We start from the raw sequence: 20,001 nt of genomic DNA, 5'->3' as shown, positions 1-20,001 counted from the left end.
ACCTCCATGCCCGCTTTCCTGAAAAACAAATGGCTCTGGATCGGCCTCGTGCTGCTGATCGCGCTCGTCGTCGGCTTCGGCATGTTCCAGAATGCCAATGCGGCGAAGAAGGCCGAAGCCGCGGCCGAAGCCGAGAAGAAGGTCGAAAGCCCCTATGCGGCCATCGCCAACGGCAAGGTCGACATCGAGGGCGGCATCATCCAGATCGCGGCCCGTCGCGGCGGCGTGGTGCGTGAAGTTCTGGTGCAGGAAGGCGACCGCGTCGTCGCCGGTCAGATCCTGGCCCGTCAGGAAGACGATGAACCGCGCCTGTCGCTGCAGAGCGCCTCGGCCGACGTGGCCCAGGCCGAAAGCCAGCTGCGCCTGATCAACGTCGAAATCGCCACGGCCCAGCGCGAGTACGACCGCCTGCAGAAGCTGGTCTCGACCAACTTCGTCGCCGCCCAGCGCCTGGATCAGGCCCGCGACGCCATCGCCTCGGCCCAGGCCCGCCTCGTCGCCCAGCAGTCGGCGATCGACACCGCCCGCGCCCGTCGCGACCAGGCCGCCTACAATGTCGAACTGACCGTGATCCGCGCCCCGCAGGACGGCCGCATCGTGCGCCGCTACGCCAACCCCGGCGCCGGCGCCTCGACGCTGAACGTGTCCAATATGTTCGATCTGGAACCGGACGCCCCGCGCATCGCCCGCGCCGAGATCGTCGAGGCCGACATTCCGAACATCACCCCGGACCAGGCCGTCGAGATCACGCCGGAAGGCGATCCCAGCAAGGTCTACGTCGGCAAGGTCCTGCGCCGCGCCGCGGTCTTCGGCGCCCGCAAGCTGGCCTCGGACGATCCCTCGCAGCGCACCGACGAGCGCGTCGTCGAGGTGGTCGTGGCCGTCAACGACGCCCCGCTGCTGATCGGCCAGCGCGTCCTGGTCAAGTTCATGAAGCCGGGCGAAACCGCCGGGGCCAAGCGCGACACCAGTGTCGCCGGCGTCCCCGCCAGCCGCTCGATGCAGACCCCCGCCCGCCGCTAAGGCTGACGGAAATAGAAACGGAAAGGGGCCTCGCGAGAGGCCCCTTTTTTGTTGTCACCTCAGGCGCCGGTGAAGTCGCCCGGCCGCTTCTCCAGCACCGCCGTCACGCCCTCGATGTGGTCTTCAGTCAGGTGAGCCAGAGCCTGCATGGCGGCGGACAGCTCCAGCATCTGATCGAAATTCATGTCGCGGCCCTGACGCAGCAGACTCTTGGCCATGCGCAGGGCCTGGGGCGGCTGGGCCGCGATCTGGGCCGCCGTGGCCAGGGCCTCGTCCATCAGGGTCTCGTGCGGGACCACGCGGTTGACCAGGCCCCATTCAGCCGCCGTCCCGGCGTCGATGGAGCGGGCGGTGAACAGCATTTCGGCGGCGCGGACATAGCCGACGTTGCGCGGCAGCAGCCACGACCCGCCGTCGCCGGGAATGATGCCCAGCTTCATGAAGGGCACGCCGAAGCTGGCGCGGTCCGAGGCGATGCGGATGTCGCCGAGCCCGGCGATGTCGCAGCCCAGACCCATGGCCGGGCCGTTGACGGCGGCGATCAGCGGAACCTCCAGTCCATAGAGCGAGCGCACGATGCGGTGGACGACGCGGCGATAGCGCTCGCGAATGGCGGCGCCCGAGCCCTCGAACAGATCGCGGCGGTCCTTCATGGCCTTGAGATCGCCGCCCGCCGAGAAGGCGCGCCCCGCCCCGGTCATGACCACGCAGCGGATCGAGGGATCGGCGTTGACCACCTCGCAGGCCGCCGCGAAGGCCTCGCCGTCGTCCAGATCCGGCAGGGCGTTCAGGCGGTCGGGCCGGGTCAGGGTCCAGACCATGACCGCGCCTTTGCGCTCCTCGACGATCAGACCCATGGCGATGCTCCTCTTGATGATGGAGCGGGTTTCAGCGGGGGCGACAGGCGAAGGCAAGCGGAATTGAAAAACCCCGGTCGTTCTGACCGGGGCTTACGGGTTGGATCAAATACCTTCGCGACTACGCGCGCGGCCGTTTGATCGTTATGGGCACGAAGTTGGAAGGATGACTGACCGCGCGGTTGTTCGCGCCGTTCATCTGCTTCGTGTTCACCAGCATCCCGCCCCACAGGGCGAAGGACATCATGGCGTGCTGGAGGTTGCGCTCCTTGTCGTTCATTTTTGGCGTCTCCTTTCGCTGAACGATGAAAGAAGACGCGTCGTGCTTTTCGGGAATCTCACCGTCATAGTCGTTTCGCGTCAGGCTCCCAGATAGCCACGCTTGGTTAAAAAGTCAAGATTTTGGTCCGAACTCGGACATCTTGTAGTGTCAGCGTCATAAAACATGAGCCAGCCGCCCGCCTCCGTTCCCGCCCGACCGCCGCGCGCCATTGCCACGCCGTGCGTCATGATCTGCACCGTCGACGGCGCATCAGGCCTGTGCCTGGGCTGTCTGCGCACCCTGCCCGAGATCGCCACCTGGAGCCGGATGAGCGACGAGGAGCGGGCGAAGATCATGGGCGAACTGGAGGGGCGGCGCGGGCTCGTCGATCCGGCCCTGCTCGGCGAGTAACAGGGTTCGTTCGTCAACCTTTCGTTCGCCGTATCGCTTCACCCGACGCCAAGACCCTTGCGGCACAGTGGCGTCATGATCCGCATCGACCCGCGCTCTGCCGTCGTTTTCGCCGCCGCCCTGGCCTCGTCGCTGGCGTGCGCCGGGGCCCTGCGCTGGATCGACGGCGCGGGCGAGGCCCAGGCCGCCAGCGCACAGCCCTCGGTCGTGCGCTCGGCCGACGGCCACTACTGGGCCGAGGCGGTCGTGGACGGAAAGCCGATGCGGATGCTGGTCGACACCGGCGCCAGCGTCGTGACCCTGAGCCGCGCCGACGCGGAAAAGGCCGGCGTCAGCGTGGGCGCCCGGGATTTCACCCGCACCCTGAACACCGCATCCGGTCCGGTGAAGGCGGCGCCCGTCGTCCTGCCGTCGCTGGCGGTGGCGGGGGTGCGGCTGACCGCGGTCGAGGCCCTGGTGGTGGACGCCGATATGCCCGCCTCGCTGTTGGGCATGAGCTATCTGGGCCGACTGTCCGGCTTCGAGGCCCGACCTGAGGGCCTGACCTTCAAGGGCTAGACCCTCAGCGGTTCACGCCGAAGGGCGCCACCTTGTTGTCCGGGTCGTGGCCGATGTCGGCGGTCCCCAGATAGGGGATGCCCGAGCGTTCGCACCAGTGGCGGACGATTTCCTCCGCCGTCAGGCCGAAGTCGGGGTCGTTGGGCGTGACGTCCGAAATCCGGCCCAGACGGATGCCCGCCGCGCGCCGGATCGAGGCCTGGCCCGTCAGGTGGAACATCATCCGGTCGACGCGGTAGAGGGCCTCGGACACCTCTTCCAGCATGATGACGTGGCCGGTCAGGTCCGGCTCCAGCGCCGTGCCGACCAGTTCATTCAGGATCGTGAGATTGAAAGCCACCGCCGGGCGCGGGTCGTCCAGCAGGGACGGCTCCAGCGAGGCCCGGTCGCCGCTGACCAGCCAGTTGACCGCGCGGCGCCCCGTCGCGTCGTGGCGCGCCGCGTCCGAGGCCATCGGCCCGTGGGCCACATGGGGGAAGCCCGCCTTGTAGAGCAGGGCCAGCAGGCTGCCCGCGTCGGAATAGCCGAGGTAGCGCTTCTTCCTCGCCACGTCGGTCAGTTGCGGCAGCACCGCCTCGGCGATGCGGCACGAGCCATAGCCGCCGCGCGCGAACCAGACGGCGCCCAGCCCCGGATCATTGGCGAACTCGATGAAGGCGCGGGCGCGGGTGGCGTCGTCGCCGCCGAAGTGGCCGTGCGCGTCAAAGGCCGTCGGATGAAAGACCAGCTGGACCTCGCCGCCCGGATAGGCCTGATCCATCCAGGCCTGGATGGCCGCGCCGCGCTCAGGCTCCAGACGCGAGCTGGCGTTGACGACGCCGATCTTGAACGGTGCGGGCTTGGACGATTCAGGCATGGGGATGGGGCTGGCCTCCGGCGTCGCCCGTGCTAGTCAGGCCGCCGGACATTCCCCGGTTTCGCGCGTCAAAATCAAGCCGATGAACAAAGACTATTTCTTCTGCGGCGTCGGCGGGTCCGGCATGCTGCCCCTGGCCATGATCGTTCAGGCGCAGGGCAACCGCATTTCGGGCTCGGACCGGGCGCTGGATCAGGGGCGGACGCCGGACAAGTTCGACTGGCTGCGCGCCCACGGCGTCACCCTGCATCCGCAAGACGGATCGGGGGTGGTCAGCAAGGATCAGGTGGTCGTCGCCACCGGGGCGGTCGAGGACACGGTGCCCGACATCGGCGCGGCCAGGCGCGTCGGCGCGACGATCAAGACCCGGCCCCAGCTGCTGAGCGAACTGTTCAACGCCGCCCCGACCTCGATCGGCGTGGCCGGCACCAGCGGCAAGTCGACCATCACCGGCATGGTGGCCTGGATTCTGGATCAGGCGGGCCGCCGGCCCACCGTGGTCAACGGGGCGGTGATGAAGAATTTCGCCGACGCGGACCATCCGTTCGCCAGCGCCCTGGTGGGGGGACCGGACCTGTTCGTGGCCGAGGTGGACGAGAGCGACGGCTCCATCGCCCGCTATGACCCGACGGTGGCCGTGGTGTCGAACATCTCGCTGGACCACAAGTCGATGGAGGAGCTGCGCGACCTGTTCGGCGGCTTCGTCGGGCGGGCGACGACGGCGGTGCTGAACCTCGACAATCCCGAGACGGCGGCGCTGGCGCAAGAGTTGGAGCCGGGCAAGGCGATCACCTTCGCGCTCGGCGAGGAAGAGGCCGACCTGTCGGCGCACGATCTGGCGCCCCTGCCCACCGGCATGCGCTTCGACCTGCGGGTGCGCGGTCAGGCCCCGCGTCCGGTCGTGCTGAACGTCCCCGGCGCGCACAATGTCGCCAACGCCCTGGCGGCGCTGGGCGCGGTCAAGGCGCTGGGCGTGTCGGTCGATCAGGCCGTCGCGGCGCTGGAAAGCTTCGCCGGCATCCGGCGGCGGCTGGAGGTGGTCGGCACACGCAACGGCGTCACTGTCATCGACGACTTCGCCCACAACCCCGACAAGATCGCCGCCACCCTGAAGACCCTGCACGCCTTTGACGGGCGGCTGCTGGTCCTGTTCCAGCCGCACGGCTTCGGCCCGCTGAAGCTGATGAAGCATGAGTTCATCGAGGGTTTCGCTGGCTTGATGCGCGAGCACGACGTCCTGCTGATGCCCGAGCCGGTCTATTACGGCGGCACCACCGACCGCAGCGTCGGCTCCGAGGACATCGCCAGGGGCGTGCGCGCCGAGGGGCGTCAGGCCGAGGCCCTGGCCACCCGCGCCGACTGCGGCGACCGCATCGTCGAACTGGCCCAGCCGGGCGACCGGGTGGTGGTCATGGGGGCGCGCGACGACAGCCTGTCCAGCTTCGCGGCGGAGCTGCTGGCCCGACTTTAAGCTCCGCGCCCGGAGCAATCGTCAAATTGCTCTTGTAAAACATTCACTTTCGGCAAATCGGCTGTTAAGCGCCGCCCGCCTAACTGCGCTCTCGCAAAACGCGGGAGGGGCGACGACATGGCCAGGATCGGAGACTTCGTCGAGGCGGCGCCGCCGATGGCGCCCGAGGCGTTCGGCGCCGAGGCCTTCGACCGCTTTCAGGCCGAGCCGAACACCCTGGTCATCGCCGTGGTCGACGCCGACGGTCGCCCTGTCGGCTTGATCGAGCGCAACGCCTTCACCCTGAAGATGGCCGCCGAGTTCGGCCGCGCCCTCTACGCCCGCCGCCCGGTCTCGGCCCTGATGGAGCCGGACCCGCTGATGGTCGAGGCCGACGCCTCGGCCGACGTCCTGTTCCAGACCATGGACGCGGCGGGGCTGGGCGCCCTGCTGAAGGGCTTCATCGTCGTGTCGCGCGGCCGCTACGTCGGGGTGGGAGCGGGGCTGCACGTGCTGCAGGCGGGGGTGGCCATCCACAAGCGTCGCGCCGAAGCCATGAGCCAGCTGGCCCAGAACCTGGTCCGCGCCGAGGCCGAGGCCCGCGCCTCCAGCCGCGCCAAGTCCGAGTTCCTGGCGGTGATGAGCCACGAGATCCGCACGCCGCTGAACGGGGTGCTGGGCGTCGCCGCCCTGATGGAGCGCGAACTGACGCAGACCTCGCTGCGCCCCTATGTCCGCACCATTCTGGACTCGGGAAACAGCCTGCTGCGGCTGCTGACCGACGCGCTCGATATGTCGCGCGCCGAGGCGGGGATGCTGACGCTGGAGCCGGCGCCGCTGGACCTCGAGGCCGTGGCCGCCGACCTGTCGGCCCTGTGGCGGCCGCGCGCGGAGGAGAAGAACCTGCGCCTGACGGTGACGACCGCGACAGGAGCCGCCTGCTGGGTCGTCGGCGACGAGATGCGGCTGAAGCAACTGCTCAACAACCTGATCGGCAATGCGCTGAAGTTCACCAGCGAAGGCGCCGTCGAGGTCAGCCTGACCACCCGTCTGGACGACGGCCGGGTGCGACTGGACGCCGTCGTGGACGACAGCGGCCCCGGAGTCAGCGACGAGGCGGCGGCGGCCATCTTCGAGCCCTTCAACACCGGCGAGGCGGGACGCCAGGGCGCGGGCGCGGGTCTCGGCCTGGCCATCTGCCGCCAGATCGTCGCGCGGATGGACGGCGCCCTGTCGGTCGAACGCTCGCCTCAGGGCGGGGCGCGCTTCCGCTTCCATCTGCACCTGCCGCTGGCCGAGGCCGACGCGCGGCGCGACGAGGATCAGGCCGCCGCCCCGACCGCGCACGAGACCCTGCACGTCCTGGTGGTGGACGACAACGCCGCCAACCGCTTCGTCGCCGGCAAGGTGCTGGAGCTGTTCGGCTGCACCCATGAAACCGCCGAGGACGGACGGCAGGCGGTGGAGCGGGCGACCATCGCGCCGTTCGACCTGATCCTGATGGACGTGAAGATGCCGGTGATGGACGGGGTGGCGGCGACGCGGGCCATCCGCGCCCTGCCCGGCGCCGCCGGGACCGTGCCCATCCTGGCCCTGACCGCCAACGCCGACCCGCGCGACGAGGCCGAGTATCTGGCGGCCGGCATGGACGGGGTGGCGCAGAAGCCGATCCAGCCCGACGCCCTGCTGAACGCCATCCGCCTGGCCCTGTCGCGTCACGCCGTGGCCGCAGCCGCTTAAGGGCGCGCAAGCGACGCGGGGCTGGGCTATGGTTCCGCTTGATGCTTCAGGACACGCCCCCCGCCTCGCCCGTCACGACCGTCGACGACGTGATCGTCACCGCCGCCCGCCTTCCCCCGGCGGCGGGCGAAGCCGCCTTCTCGGTGATCCGTCTGGGCGAGGAGACCTTGTCGACCGCGACGCGGCTGGACGAGGCCCTGGCCACGGTGCCGGCGGTGTCGCTGTTCCGGCGCACCTCCAGTCTGGCGGCCAATCCGACGACGCAGGGGATCAGTCTTCGCGCCATCGCGCCGTCGGGGGCAGGGCGGACGCTGGTGACGCTGGACGGCGTGCCGCTGAACGACCCGTTCGGCGGCTGGGTGATCTGGTCGCAGGTTCCGACCGAGAGCGTCGAGAGCCTCGACATCGTGCGCGGCGCCGGGGCCGGTCCCTATGGCGCGGGGGCTCTGACCGGGGTGATCCAGCTGAGGGAGCGCGAGCGCGGCGGGGTGCTGGACGCCTCGGTGAGCGAGCGCGGCGGGGCGCGGCTGGCGGGCTCGGGCGGAATGGATGCGGGTCCGGCGCGGCTGACCGGCTCGGTGCTCTACGAGACCAGCGACGGCTATGTGCCCGTGCGCGGCGCGGCGGCGGGGGCGGCCGACACGCCGCTGGATCTGGAGGCGAAGAGCGCTTCGCTAAGAGCGGATGTGCCTTTGGGCGAGGCCGCCCTGTCGCTGCGGGCGGCGGCCTATGAGGAGGATCGCGGCTCGGGCCTAGCGGGGGCGCGGGCCACGGCCAGCGGCCATGTGCTGTCGGCCACCGCCGCGCGGCGACCGACCGAAGACGGCTATGGCTGGCGGTTGCAGGCCTGGCGGCGCGAGAGCGATCTGGCCAATACCTCGGTGGCCGTGGCGGCGGATCGGGCCACGACCACGCCCGCCAATGACCAGTACGAGACGCCCACGACCGGCTGGGGCCTGAACGCCGCCCTGCGCCGGGCCGAGCGTCAGGTCGACGGCGGGCGGCTGGAGTGGGAGGTCGGCGCCGACGCCCGCTTCAACGAAGGCGAGACGCACGAGCGGTTCCGCTACATGGCCGGGGCCTTCACCCGCGACCGCATCGCCGGGGGCGAAGCCTCGGTGGCGGGGGTTTACGGCGAGGGCTCGCTGGAGACCGGGCCCTGGCTGGTGGCGGGGGGCTTGCGGCTGGACGGCTGGAAGAATGAGAACGGGCGGCGGCTGGAACGCGATCGGACCACCGGGGCGGCGACGCTGGACGAGACCGATCCCGAGCGTTCCGGCGAGGTGGTCAGCGCCCGTCTGGCGGCGCGGCGCATGATCGGCGGCGGCTGGGCGGCGCGGGCGGCGGCCTATTCCGGCTTCCGGCCCGCCACCCTGAACGAACTGCATCGCCCCTTCCGCGTCGGCAACGACCTGACCGAAGCCAATGCGGCCCTGGTCCCCGAGACGCTGCAAGGGATCGAAGCCGGGCTGGCCTTCGAGGGGCCGATCTCGGCGCTGAGCGCCACCCTGTTCTGGAACCGGATCGAGGACGCCGTCGTCAACGTCACCATAGGCCAGGGGCCGGGCGTCTTTCCTCGCGCGGGCTTTGTCCCCGCCGGCGGGGTGCTGCGCCAGCGCCAGAACGCCGGGACCATCGAGGCGTCGGGCCTCGAGATCAGCGCCCGCCAGACCCTGCGCGCCGGGCTCGACCTGACCGGGGCGGTGTCGATCACCGACGCGCGGATGGACGGCGGCTCGGCCGCGCCGCAGCTGACCGGCCTGCGCCCGGCCCAGGCCCCGATCTGGAGCGCCACGGCCGGGATCGACTGGCGCGCGGGCGAGCGCCTGACCCTGAGCGCCCGCGCCCGCTATGAGAGCCGGCGCTTCGAGGACGACCTGAACAGCCGCGTGCTGGGCGCCGCCGTGACGGCGGACGCGCGGGCCGACTGGCGGGTCACGGAGACGGCCTCCCTGTGGCTGGCCGCCGACAATCTGTTCGACGCCGAGGTCGAGGTTTCGGAGACGGGGACCGGGGTCGAAGGCTTCCGCCCGCCGCGCTCGCTCAGCGCCGGCCTGCGGCTGACTTACTGAACCGCGACATTCCGACGCCCAAACGGTATTGCAAATCGTTCGCAGAGTATGGCACAGCCATATTGTGACCGAAGCCGCCGCAAATCCCGCCAAGACCGCCGCCAAGCCCAAGGCGGCGCTGAACGCCAAACGGTCGTTCTGGCTGAAGCAATTGCACAGCTGGCACTGGATCTCGGCGGCGGTCAGCCTGGTCGGCATGATCCTGTTCGCGATCACCGGCATCACCCTGAACCACGCGGCGCATATCCCGGCCGAGCCGGTCGTGAAAGAAGCGACCGCGACCCTGCCCGCGCCCCTGCTGGCGCGTCTGGCCGAATTCCCCGAGGAAACCACCGACGCCGTCCCCGCCCCTGTCGCGCGCTGGGCCGCCGAGACCTTCAAGGTGCAGGTGGACGGCAAGCCGACCGAGACCACGGCGGACGAGATTTATGTCGCCCTGGCGACGCCCGGCGGCGACGGATGGCTGACCATCGACCGTTCAACCGGCGAGGCCGTGCACGAGAAGACCACGCGCGGCGCGATCGCCTACCTCAATGACCTGCACAAGGGTCGGAACGCCGGAAAGGTCTGGTACTGGTTCATCGACGTCTTCGCCGTGGCCTGCGTGATCTTTTCCGTCACCGGTCTGGCCCTGCTGTGGCTGCACGCCCGCGGCCGACCCTCGACCTGGCCCATCGTGGCCCTGGGTCTGCTCATTCCCGTCGTTATCGCCCTTCTCTTCATCCACTAGCCCTTCACTGACGAGCCTCCCCACATGCGTAAGCTTCCCCTCGTCCTGACCGCCGCCGGCCTCGCCGCCGCCCCCGCCGTGGCCAGCGCCGCCGACCTGACCGTCAGCGTCGAGCTGCCGCGCATCGCCAGCGCCTCCTATCACCGCCCCTATGTGGCCGTGTGGATCGAGAAGCCGGACCAGTCGACGGCCCAGACCCTGGCCGTCTGGTACCAGCAGACCCGCAACAACGAGGGCGACGGCAAGGACTGGCTGAAGGACCTGCGCACCTGGTGGCGCAAGGGCGGTCGCGCCATGACCATGCCCGCCGACGGCGTGTCCGGTCCGACCAAGGCCCCGGGCCGCCATTCGGTGACGGTGCCCGCCGCCCGCCTGCGCAACCTGCCCGCCGGGCAGTACAACATCGTCGTCGAGGCGGCCCGTGAACTGGGCGGCCGCGAGGTCGTCCGCGTGCCCTTCCGCTGGGGCGGGGCCAACACCGCCGCCGGAACCGGCTCCACCGAACTGGGCGCCGTTCGCGTCGCCGTGACCCGCTAAGGACCCTGACCATGAAGAAGACGCTCGCCTTCCTGTCTCTGGCCGCCGTTCTGGCCGCCCCGCTCTCGGCCCAGGCGCACCGCGCCTGGCTGGCCCCGACCTCGACCGTGCTGTCGGGCGCCGACGCCTGGGTCGGCTTCGACGCCGGCATGTCGAACGGGGTCTTCATCCCCGACCACGCCGCCATGCGCCTGGCCGGCCTGACCATCACCGCCCCGGACGGTTCGACCGCCCAGGCCGAGAACGTCCATCAGGCCAAGTATCGTTCCAGCTTCGACCTGCACCTGGCGCAGTCGGGCACCTACCGCGTCGCCAACGTCGGCTCGGGCTTCATGGCCAGCTACAAGCAGGGCGGCGAGCAGAAGCGCTGGCGCGGCACGGAAGCCGAGTTCGCCACCGCCATCCCGGCTGACGCCACCGACGTCGAGGCCACGCGCACCGACAGCCGCACCGAGACCTTCGTGACCCTGGGCGAGCCGACCGATCTGGCCGTCGTCGGCAAGGGTCTGGAACTGGCGCCGGTCACCCACCCGAACGATCTGGCCGCCGGCGAAGCCGCCACCTTCAAGCTGCTGAAGGACGGCCAGCCCGCCGCGAACGTCGAGGTGACCATCGCCCGCGGCGGCACCCGCTATCGCGACAATCCCGAAGAGATCACGGTCAAGACCGGCGCTGACGGCGCCTTCAGCGTGACCTGGCCGCAAGCCGGTCTCTACTGGCTGGGCGCCTCGGTGCGCACGGCGGGCGTGAACGGCCAGCCCGGCTCGAACGCCTCGTGGAACGGCGCGCTGGAAGTCCTGCCCTGACCGTCGGCAAGTCCAGTTCGGCCCCGCCGCCGCTCCAGCTCGGGGCGGCGGTTGAAGGCCGTCAGGCTGCGCGCGTCCTGATCCCGCCGAGCGCCCGTGCGCCGGAGCGGCCGCCCAGCGACCTGATCTGGTCGCTGGCGGGGGAAAGCATGGGCACGACCTGGTCGGTGCGTCTGGTCCCGCCGATGGGAACCACGCAGGACGTGTTTCAAGCGACGATCGAGGCGGAGCTGGCGCGCATCATCGCCCTGTTCAGCCCGTGGACGCCGGGCAGCGAGATCAGCCGCTTCAACAACGCCCCCGCCGGAACGTGGAAGCTGTCGGACGACTTCTGGAGCCTGCTGAACGCCGCGCTGGATCTGGCCGACGACGTCAACGGCGCGGTCGATCCGACGCTGGGCGCCCTGGTCGATCTGTGGGGCTTCGGCCCGCCGGGACCGCGCGATCCGCTCAATCCCCTGCCCTCCGCCGAAGAGGTCGAAGCGGCCCTGGCCGTGTCCGGCTGGCAGAAGCTGCGGCTGAACCGCGACGCCCAAGCGGCGGTGCAGTTGGGCGGGATGAAGCTGGACTTCTCGGGCATCGCCAAGGGCCACGCGGTGGACCGGGTTTCAGCCCGCCTGACCGAGATGGGCGCAAGCTCGCATCTGGTGGAGATCGGCGGCGAACTGCTGGGACGCGGCGTCAAGCCGGACGCCCAGCCCTGGTGGGTCGAGATCGAGGCCGTGCCGGGCTCGCCCGCGCCGCATACGGTGGCGGCCCTGTTCGACGTGGCGGTGGCCACCTCGGGCGACTGGCGCCGCGCCTTCGTGCATGAAGAACGCCTCTATCCGCACACCATCGACGGCTCGACCGGACGGCCGGTGGACAATGGGCTGGCCCAGGTGACGGTGTTCGACGCCTCGGCCATGCGCGCCGACGCCTTCGCCACGGCCCTGACCGTGCTGGGCCCTTATGACGGGCCGGAGTTCGCCGAGGCCATGCAGATCGCGGCCTGCTTTGTCGAGCGCACGCCGCGCGGCCTGGTCGAGCGGATGAGCTCCGCCTTCGCCGCCATGATGGACGAAGAAGAAGCCTGACGTGACCGCCGACCTGACCCGCTGGCTGTGGACGGGCCTCGCCGTCGCCCTGTGGCTGGGCCTGATCGGCCTGACCGTCTGGCGCGTGCGGGCCGCCGCCCGCAAGGCCGCCGAGCAGGCGCGGGCTCTGGCCGAAGCGGCGGGCGACGACGCCGTGCTGATCGCCTTCGCCAGCCAGACTGGCTTCGGCGAGGAACTGGCCTGGATGACGGCGCGGGCGCTGGGCGACGGCGGGGTCGGCGCGCGGCCCCTGTCGTTCGCCGAGCTGGATCTGGAGACGCTGAAGGGCGCCCGTCGCCTGCTGGTCATCGCCTCGACCACCGGCGAGGGGGACGCCCCTGACGGCGCCGCCCGCTTCGTGCGGCAGGTGATGACGGCGGATGCCGACCTGTCGCACCTGTCCTACGGCCTGCTGGCGCTGGGCGACCGCTCCTATGACGCCTATTGCAGCTTCGGCCACGCGGTCGGCGACTGGCTGGACGGCTGCGGCGCCCAGACTCTGTTCGACCGGGTCGAGGTGGACAACGGCGACGCGGGCGCGATCCGCCACTGGCAGCATCAGCTGAACCAGATCACCGGCGCCACCAACGTTCCCGACTGGACCCCGCCCGCCTATGACCGCTGGCGTCTGGTCGAGCGTTCCTTGCTCAACGCGGGCAGCCCCGGCGGCGAAGCCTGGCATCTGGCCTTCGAGCCCATCGACCACGCGCCCGACTGGGCGGCGGGCGACATCGCCGAGGTCGGCCTGCCCGTCCGCGACAGCGAGCAGCCGGCCAGCCGCGAATACTCGGTCGCCTCCCTGCCCTCGGACGGGCGGGTCGAGTTCTGCATCCGCCTGATGACGCGGCCCGACGGGACGCCCGGTCTGGCCTCGGGTTGGCTGACGCAGGACGCCCGGATCGGCGACGAGATGGCCATGCGGGTGCGCGCCAACCGGAGCTTCCACGCCCCGCCGCCGGAAGCCCCCATCATCCTGATCGGCAACGGCACGGGCATCGCCGGCCTGCGCGGCCATCTGAAGGCCCGGGCGCGGCATGAGACGACCGGCGGCGCCTGGCTGCTGTTCGGCGAGCGAACGCGGGCGCACGACGCCCTCTATGACGCCGACCTGCACGCCTGGCTGGCCTCGGGCGTTCTGACCCGTCTGGACCGCGCCTTCTCGCGCGACGGGGATGCAAACCGCTACGTTCAGTCGCTGGTGGCCGAACACGCCCGCGAGGCGGCCGACTGGGTCGATCGCGGCGCCTATGTCTATGTCTGCGGCAGTCTGGAAGGGATGTCGAAGGGCGTTCACGCCGCGCTGGAAGCCGCGCTGGGCGAGGAGCGGCTGACGCAGTTGACCGACAGCGGGCGCTATCGGCGCGACGTTTACTGACCCCCCTCTCCCAATGGGAGAGGGCTTGAGCCTCCAAGAGCGGAACGATTGGCAAGGCGAAAGGGTGAGGGTTCGCCATGAAAGTCGGCCTGAGCCGTCGCGCTGCGGCTTGCGCCGACTGGACCCTTGGCCCCTCACCCTTTCGCGCAAGAACGCTCGCTGCGCTCCCGTGCGCTCAAGCCCTCTCTCGCCGGGAGAGGGTTCTCAAACCTCCGACCAGCGGCGCAGCAGGTTGTGGTAGAGGCCGGTCAGTTCGATGACCGCCTGATCCTTGGGCCCCTTGTCGAGGTTCACTCGCTGGGTGGCCACGTCGAGGCGGAACAGGCTTTCGCGGTCGGCGTCGTCGCGGACCAGGCTCTGCAGCCACATGAAGCTGGAGACGCGGGCGCCGCGGGTGACGGGCGTGACCCGGTGCAGGCTCTTTGACGGATAGAGGACCAGGTCCCCGGCCGGCAGCTTGACCGACTGGGCGCCGTACAGCTCCTCGATGATCAGTTCGCCGCCGTCGTAGTCCTCGGGCTCGGACAGGAAGAGGGTGGCCGAGAGGTCGCTGCGGATGCGCAGGTCCCCCCCCACGCCTGACCTTTGGCGGATGGCGTTGTCGACGTGGACGCCGAACTCGCCGCCGCCCTCGTAGCGGTTGAACAGGGGCGGAAAGATCGTGTGCGGCAGGGCGGCCGAAACGAACATGGGGTTGGCGTTCAGGGCCTGGACGATCAGGGCCGAGACTTCCCGCGCCACGTCGCTGTCCTCGGGCAGTTGCAGGTTCTTCTTGGCGGTGGCCGACTGATGGCCCGAGGTCATGTTGCCGTCGGCCCAGGGACCGGCGTCCAGGGTCCGGCGCAGGGCGGCGACCTCGGCCTTGGTGAAGACGTCGGGGATGTGCAGCAGCATGACGCCTCGCGGAAAGAGAAACGGCCCCGCGGGGGATCGCGGGGCCGTCGAGAATAGGCCGGGAGGCCGACCTTTAGAAGCGCAGGTTCAGGGCCAGAATGGCCTGACGCCCCGCCGCCACGTCGGCGTGGTGCACGCCGTTGGTGCGGATGATGTATTCCTCGTCCGTCAGGTTCTTGACGTTAAGCTGAAGCGTCGCGCGATCCGTCAGGTCATAGGTGGCGAAGGCGTCCACGCGGGTCCATTCCGGCGCATAGACGCGGTTGGCGCCGCCGCCGGCGCCGCCCTGGTTCCCGCCCAGAGACTTGGACGTGTAATAGACGCCGCCGCCGACCGTCAGCTTGGGCAGCAGGCGGTAGGTGGTGAACAGGCTGGCGCTGTTCTTGGGCGTGTTGGCCAGCGGCTGGCCCTGCAGCGGATTGACGCTGACGACCGGCGGCGTGCCCGACACGATCACAGCGGCCTTGGTCAGTTCGGAGTCCATGTAGGTGTAGCCGCCGAACACGGTCCATTTCGGCGTGATGTTGCCCGACACGCCCAGCTCCAGGCCCTTGACCTCGACCTCGCCTTCCTGGCGGAAGATGTTGGGCTCGACCAGGATCAGCGCATTCTTGCGCGTCAGGTGGAAGACCGCCGCCGACAGCGCCAGACGGTCGTCGAAGACGTTGGCCTTGGCGCCGATCTCGAAGCTCTCGGTGTCTTCCGGCTCAAGCACGACGTTGGCGACGCCGTTGACCGTGCCCGTGCCGCCCGAGGCGTTCTGATCGCCCGCCGAGATGGTCGGGGGCGTCGAGGAGGTGGACCACGACGCATAGACGCTGCTGTTGGCCGTCGGCTTGAAGACCAGGCCGACCTGATAGTTGGTGAACTCCCAGGTCCGTTCCGGCACGGCGACGTAACCTGGAAGCAACGTCGAACCCGGCGCCGGGATCTGCGGGTTCAGGGTCCAGACGCCCGCCGACTGTGTGGCGTTGGCATTGACGCCGCTCACCGAATACTGGTCCCAGCGGACGCCCAGGTTCAGGATCAGGCGCTCGGTCAGGGTGATGCTGTCGTTGACGTAGACGCCGATGGCTTCGGTCGTGTTCGAGCTGGTCGGACCGCGGTTGATCACGCCGGTCCAGGCGTCGTCGGGATTGGGGTTGAACACCTGCGTGCAGTCGCCGGCGCCCAGGGCGCCCGTCGCCGTGGGAGGCGTGCCGTTCACCGTCGTCAGACCCGTCGGGCAGGTCGAACCGGAGGTGGTGTAGGTCGAATAGGCGGCGTTCTTGTTGCGCTCGCGCGACAGCTCCACGCCGACGTCATAGCTGTGCTTGATCGAACCGGTCGAGAACTGGCCGAAGACGTCGGTGACGTTGGCCAGGGTCGTGACCGGGTTCCAGCGGGTCTTGGTGCCGCGCTTCATCCAGTAGGTCCCGTCCGCCGCGCGCCCGACATAACCGCCGTCGCCGGGGTTGGTGACGATGTAGTCGTTCAGCGTGTTGGAGAAGCGGCTGACGTTGCGGATGGTGGCGAAGTCGTTGAGGCGATGCTCGGCCTTGAAGGTGAAGGTGTCCACCTCATTGGTCAGATAGTCGCGCGCCTTCAGGCCGTAGAAACTGTCGTAAGGCACATCCAGAACGCCGCTGTCCGTGCGCGGGCGAACCGGCGCCGTCGAGGTCGCGGACGGAACCAGCTTCGTGAACAGCGGAATGCCGTAGTCCGGCATCTGGTTGCTGGTCAGGTGATAGTAGCTGAACACCATCGACGACGGCGTGCCCAGACCGGCGCCCAGGCTGACGCCCAAGCCCCATTTGTCGTAATCGACGGCGTCGCGGCCCGGCACGTCGCCCTGAGCGCCCATCAGATTGATCCGCAGGCCGGCGGTCTCGCCCAGCGGCATGTTGCTGTCGATCGTGCCGCGCAGATAGCCGTCGGTGCCGGCGCCGGCGCTGACGTTGGTGAAGGCGTTCAGCCTGGGCGACTTGGAACCCAGATTGATGCTGCCGCCGCCCGAACCGCGACCCGAATAGACGGCGTCCGGCCCCTTGATGACCTCGACCTGCTCCAGGTTGAAGACTTCGCGCTGCTGGCCGCCGGTGTCGCGGATGCCGTCGACGAAGACGTTGTTGCCCGACGACTGGCCGCGAATGAAGGGACGGTCGGCCAGAGGCTGACCGCCCTCGCCTGCGCCGAAGGTGATGCCCGGCGAGTTGGACAGCAGGTCCTGCAGCGACGAAGCCGCGGTCTGTTCGATGATGGCCTGGGGAATGATGGTGACGGCGCGCGGGATGTCCACCAGCGGCGCGACATATTTGGAGCTTTCCGGCTCGCGCTTCACGCGCTGGCCGTTCACGTCGATGGTTCCGAGGTTGGTGGCGTCCTGGGTCGCGTCCGCCGTAACGATCGGGGCTTCGTCACCGGCCAGAGCGGGCGAGGCGCACAGCATTCCGGCGGCGGTGGAAGCAAACAGAAGCGCCTTGAGGGCGGTGGAGCGGTCGGACATGGGGGAGAAACCAGTCAGTGATGTTGCGATGCGGTCGCAATATCACCTTATTCCCACACCGCAAGTGACTCTGCGAATAAATCGCAATTGAGGCGCCAAGGTCACGCTGACCGGCCGCCTCCGGACGAAAACCGTCCTCACGCCGCCAGGGCCACGCCCTTCATCGACACGGCGGGATCGGCCAGCAGGCCTGCGTCCACCGGTGTTCCCTTGCCGATCAACAGGCGCCCGCCCATGAACTCGGCGGGCGCGTTGACCGCCTCGACGCAGACGATGCGGTCGCCGTTCAGATGGAAGACGGCGAAGCCGCCCGTCGCCGGGTCGCCGCGCACCACCTGACGGTCGGCGTCGAAGGGCAGGCCGGCGATCTGCAGCTTGACGTCGTACTGGTCGGACCAGAACCACGGCACCTCGGGCGCGGGAGCGGCGCGGCCGACGATGGCGGCGGCGGCCTGCTTGGCCTGCTCCAGGGCGTTGGGCACGCTTTCCAGACGATGCATCCGCCCGCCGTGGACCGGGAGGGGGCGGTGGGTGACGTCGCCGATGGCGTAGATGGAGGGGTCGCTGGTGCGGGCGGCCTCGTCGACCACCACGCCGTTCTCGCACGCCAGGCCCGCCGTCCGCGCCAGGGCCTCGCGCGCCAGGGCGCCGACGCCGACCAGGACGGCGTCGGCCGCGATCAGGCTGCCGTCGGCCAGCCGGACGCCGCCGTCCTCGAAGCCCGAGACCTCAGCCCCGGTCAGGATCTCGACGCCGTGCTCGTGGTGCAGGTCGGTGAAGAAGGCCGACAGGGGCTCCGACGCCACGCGGGCCAGCACCCGGTCCATGCGCTCGATCACCACCGCCTCGGCGCCCAGGGCCCGGGCCGAGGCCGTCGCCTCCAGACCGACATAGCCGCCGCCGACCACGGCCAGCCGCTGGCCGGGGGCCAGCGCCGCCTTCAGCCGCTCGGCGTCCTGGAGCGTGCGCAGTTCCAGCAGGTCGAGCCGGTCGGCGCCGGGGATGGCCAGTTTGCGCGCCATCGAGCCGGTGGCCAGGATCAGCACGTCATAGGCCTCGACCGTCCCGTCGGCGAAGCTCACGGTCTTGGCCGCCGCGTCGATGGCGGTCGCCGTGACGCCGGTGCGCAGGGCGATGGCCTGCTCGGCGTAGAAGCTCTCGGGGCGCAGCAGCAGGTCCTCCAAACCCGCCTCCCCCTTGAGCCAGGCCTTGGACAGGGGCGGCCGCTGATAGGGCGCCGCCGCCTCCTCGCCCGCCAGGACGATCTCGCCCTCGAAGCCATATTGTCTCAGCAGCGCCGCCGCCGAGCCCCCCGCGTGTCCCGCGCCGATGATCAGAACCTTGGTCATGGGACCGCAGATAGGACGGATCGCGCCTAGCGGCTACTCCCGCCGCTTGCGCCACAGGAAAGATGCGGGTTGACCGTTCCATTGTTACAGCATAATGGAACACGCCATGAGCACCGACGCCGCCAAGACCGCCCTGCTGGACGCCCTGCTTTCGTTGCAGACGCGGGCCGAGGCCGACGCCTTTCTGGCCGACCTGTGCACGCCGGCGGAGTTGCGCGCCTTCGCCGAGCGGTGGCAGGTGGCGCGGCTGCTGGACGGCGGGGACAAGACCTATCGCGAGATCGCGGTGGAGGCCTCGGCCAGCCCGACCACCGTGGTGCGCGTCGCGCGTTCCCTGAAGGACATGCCGCACCAGGGCTATCGCCTGGTGCTGGACAGACTGAAAGCCTGAGTTGAGATCATGAGCACCGTGCAGGGGCGGCTACGCATCGCCGTCCAGAAATCCGGCCGCCTGGCCGAACGCAGCCTCGACCTGGTCCGCGACGCGGGCCTGCGCGTCGTGAAGGGCAACAACGACCTGCTCTATCGGATCGAGAACTATCCGATCGACCTGCTGCGGGTGCGCGACGACGACATTCCGACCTTCGTGGCGGACGGGGTCTGCGACCTCGGCATCGTCGGCGAGAACGTGCTGGAAGAGGTGAAGAACGGCGGGCCGAACGCCGAGGTGGTCATGCCGCTGGGCTTTGGCCGTTGCACCCTGAAGATCGCCGTGCCGCCGAGCCTGGACTACGCCGGGCCGCAGTCGCTGGACGGTCTGCGCATCGCCACCTCCTACCCGAAGATCCTGCGTCGCTTCCTCAACGACCGCGACGTGCGCGCCGACATCGTCACCATGCGCGGGGCGGTCGAGGTGGCTCCAAGGCTGAAGCTGGCCTCGGCCATCTGCGATCTGGTCTCGACGGGTGCCACGCTGGAGGCCAACGGCCTGATCGCCAAGGAGACGGTGCTGGACAGTCAGGCCGTGCTGATCAAGTCGCCGACCGCGCCCGAAGCCGGGCTGCAACACCTGCTGGACAGCATCATCGAACGGATGGCGGGCGTCGTGTCCTCGCAGGGAGCCAAGTACGTCATGCTGAACGCGCCGCGGTCAGCGCTGGATCAGATCACCGCCATCCTGCCGGGCGCGGGGTCGCCGACCGTCATGCCCCTGTCGGGCCGCGACGACGCCGTGGCCGTTCACGCCGTCTGTCAGGAAGCCGTCTTCTGGGAGACGCTGGAGAAGCTGAAGGCGGCGGGGGCTTCGGCCATCCTGGTCCTGCCGATCGAGAAGATGATGTGATGAAGCGTATCGACTGGAACAAGCTGGACGCCGCCGGGCGTCAGGCGGCGCTGGCGCGCCCGCAGCAACGCACCGAGGGCTTCGTCACCAGCGTGGTGCGCGAGATCTTCGACGACGTGCAGGCGCGCGGCGGACAGGCCGTGACCGACTGGGCGATCAAGCTGGACGGCGCCGCGCCGCGCCGCGTGGCCATCACCGAGAAGGCCGCCGCCGAGGCCCGCGCCGACCTGCCGCCCGC

19 protein-coding genes and 1 pseudogene are annotated in these 20,001 nt (G+C 69.8%); 14 read left to right on the top strand and 6 right to left on the bottom strand.

Annotated elements, in window-relative coordinates; translation table 11 throughout:
* The first annotated feature begins 6 nt into the window (after positions 1-6).
* Positions 7-1,023 carry an HlyD family secretion protein gene (locus ACREEF_RS11280; RefSeq protein ID WP_431565675.1) on the top strand — a complete coding sequence of 339 codons (1,017 nt, stop codon included), beginning with the start codon at positions 7-9 and terminating at the stop codon, positions 1,021-1,023.
* 59 nt (positions 1,024-1,082) lie between these two features.
* Here ACREEF_RS11280 and ACREEF_RS11275 read toward each other — a convergent pair whose 3' ends face one another.
* Together ACREEF_RS11275 and ACREEF_RS11270 are read right to left on the bottom strand one after the other, a co-directional pair.
* On the bottom strand, positions 1,083-1,880 hold the full coding sequence (locus ACREEF_RS11275; RefSeq protein ID WP_431565674.1) for a crotonase/enoyl-CoA hydratase family protein: 798 nt from the start codon (positions 1,878-1,880) through the stop codon (positions 1,083-1,085).
* Between the two features lie 121 nt (positions 1,881-2,001).
* Positions 2,002-2,160 carry a hypothetical protein gene (locus tag ACREEF_RS11270; protein ID WP_312062200.1) on the bottom strand — a complete coding sequence of 53 codons (159 nt, stop codon included), beginning with the start codon at positions 2,158-2,160 and terminating at the stop codon, positions 2,002-2,004.
* 165 nt (positions 2,161-2,325) lie between these two features.
* Between ACREEF_RS11270 and ACREEF_RS11265 the strand changes: the two genes are divergently transcribed.
* A complete protein-coding gene (locus ACREEF_RS11265; RefSeq protein WP_431565673.1) occupies positions 2,326-2,553 on the top strand; it encodes a DUF1289 domain-containing protein in 228 nt (75 codons plus the stop codon).
* Positions 2,554-2,628: 75 nt separating this feature from the next.
* Entirely contained in the window at positions 2,629-3,111 is a 483-nt protein-coding gene (locus ACREEF_RS11260; RefSeq protein ID WP_431565672.1) for a retropepsin-like aspartic protease family protein, read from the top strand.
* 4 nt (positions 3,112-3,115) lie between these two features.
* Here the strand turns inward: ACREEF_RS11260 and ACREEF_RS11255 are convergent, their stop codons facing one another.
* Positions 3,116-3,967, bottom strand: a complete 852-nt coding sequence (locus ACREEF_RS11255) for an LD-carboxypeptidase (protein WP_431565671.1) — start codon at positions 3,965-3,967, stop codon at positions 3,116-3,118.
* An 82-nt stretch (positions 3,968-4,049) separates the two neighbouring features.
* Between ACREEF_RS11255 and ACREEF_RS11250 the strand changes: the two genes are divergently transcribed.
* From ACREEF_RS11250 to ACREEF_RS11215, 8 genes are all read left to right on the top strand, one after another.
* Positions 4,050-5,438 carry a UDP-N-acetylmuramate--L-alanine ligase gene (locus ACREEF_RS11250; RefSeq protein WP_431565670.1) on the top strand — a complete coding sequence of 463 codons (1,389 nt, stop codon included), beginning with the start codon at positions 4,050-4,052 and terminating at the stop codon, positions 5,436-5,438.
* A 117-nt stretch (positions 5,439-5,555) separates the two neighbouring features.
* Complete coding sequence (locus tag ACREEF_RS11245; protein WP_431565669.1) at positions 5,556-7,157, top strand: ATP-binding protein; 1,602 nt, start codon at positions 5,556-5,558, stop codon at positions 7,155-7,157.
* Positions 7,158-7,198: 41 nt separating this feature from the next.
* Positions 7,199-9,229 (top strand): TonB-dependent receptor, encoded by a 2,031-nt coding sequence (locus ACREEF_RS11240; RefSeq protein WP_431565668.1) that lies wholly within the window; start codon positions 7,199-7,201, stop codon positions 9,227-9,229.
* A 64-nt stretch (positions 9,230-9,293) separates the two neighbouring features.
* Entirely contained in the window at positions 9,294-9,959 is a 666-nt protein-coding gene (locus tag ACREEF_RS11235; RefSeq protein WP_431565667.1) for a PepSY-associated TM helix domain-containing protein, read from the top strand.
* A 24-nt stretch (positions 9,960-9,983) separates the two neighbouring features.
* The gene (locus tag ACREEF_RS11230; RefSeq protein WP_431565666.1) at positions 9,984-10,496 is read left to right on the top strand and encodes a DUF2271 domain-containing protein; all 513 of its coding nucleotides are present in this window, start codon (positions 9,984-9,986) and stop codon (positions 10,494-10,496) included.
* Positions 10,497-10,507: 11 nt separating this feature from the next.
* A complete protein-coding gene (locus tag ACREEF_RS11225; protein WP_431565665.1) occupies positions 10,508-11,302 on the top strand; it encodes a DUF4198 domain-containing protein in 795 nt (264 codons plus the stop codon).
* Positions 11,272-12,378 (top strand): FAD:protein FMN transferase, encoded by a 1,107-nt coding sequence (locus ACREEF_RS11220; RefSeq protein ID WP_431565664.1) that lies wholly within the window; start codon positions 11,272-11,274, stop codon positions 12,376-12,378. Before ACREEF_RS11225 ends, ACREEF_RS11220 begins: the two co-directional genes overlap by 31 nt.
* A 1-nt stretch (position 12,379) precedes the next feature.
* A complete protein-coding gene (locus ACREEF_RS11215; RefSeq protein ID WP_431565663.1) occupies positions 12,380-13,753 on the top strand; it encodes a sulfite reductase subunit alpha in 1,374 nt (457 codons plus the stop codon).
* 204 nt (positions 13,754-13,957) lie between these two features.
* On the opposite strand, the gene ACREEF_RS11210 is transcribed toward ACREEF_RS11215, so the two are convergent.
* The 3 genes from ACREEF_RS11210 to ACREEF_RS11200 form a co-directional block, all read right to left on the bottom strand.
* Entirely contained in the window at positions 13,958-14,647 is a 690-nt protein-coding gene (locus tag ACREEF_RS11210) for a Fe2+-dependent dioxygenase (protein WP_431565662.1), read from the bottom strand.
* Positions 14,648-14,720: 73 nt separating this feature from the next.
* Positions 14,721-17,132, bottom strand: coding sequence for a TonB-dependent receptor (locus ACREEF_RS11205; RefSeq protein ID WP_431565661.1), 2,412 nt, complete (start codon positions 17,130-17,132; stop codon positions 14,721-14,723).
* Between the two features lie 137 nt (positions 17,133-17,269).
* Positions 17,270-18,481: an NAD(P)/FAD-dependent oxidoreductase gene (locus tag ACREEF_RS11200; protein WP_431565660.1), complete on the bottom strand. Its 1,212-nt coding sequence runs from the start codon at positions 18,479-18,481 to the stop codon at positions 17,270-17,272.
* Positions 18,482-18,575: 94 nt separating this feature from the next.
* Here ACREEF_RS11200 and ACREEF_RS11195 point away from each other — a divergent pair, with 94 nt between their 5' ends.
* The 3 genes and pseudogenes from ACREEF_RS11195 to ACREEF_RS11185 form a co-directional block, all read left to right on the top strand.
* On the top strand, positions 18,576-18,872 hold the full coding sequence (locus ACREEF_RS11195; RefSeq protein WP_431565659.1) for a YerC/YecD family TrpR-related protein: 297 nt from the start codon (positions 18,576-18,578) through the stop codon (positions 18,870-18,872).
* Between the two features lie 9 nt (positions 18,873-18,881).
* Positions 18,882-19,763, top strand: coding sequence for an ATP phosphoribosyltransferase (gene hisG, locus ACREEF_RS11190; protein WP_431565658.1), 882 nt, complete (start codon positions 18,882-18,884; stop codon positions 19,761-19,763).
* Positions 19,763-20,001 (top strand): annotated as a pseudogene (locus tag ACREEF_RS11185) (histidinol dehydrogenase); the annotation flags it as partial. The gene hisG and the pseudogene ACREEF_RS11185, both read left to right, overlap by 1 nt.

Origin of the sequence: Brevundimonas sp. (genome assembly GCF_050729455.1) — a bacterium.
Taxonomy (GTDB): Bacteria; Pseudomonadota; Alphaproteobacteria; order Caulobacterales; family Caulobacteraceae; genus Brevundimonas.
The sequence above is the reverse complement of the archived record's forward strand: the minus strand, read 5'-3'. Positions and strand labels throughout refer to the sequence as shown.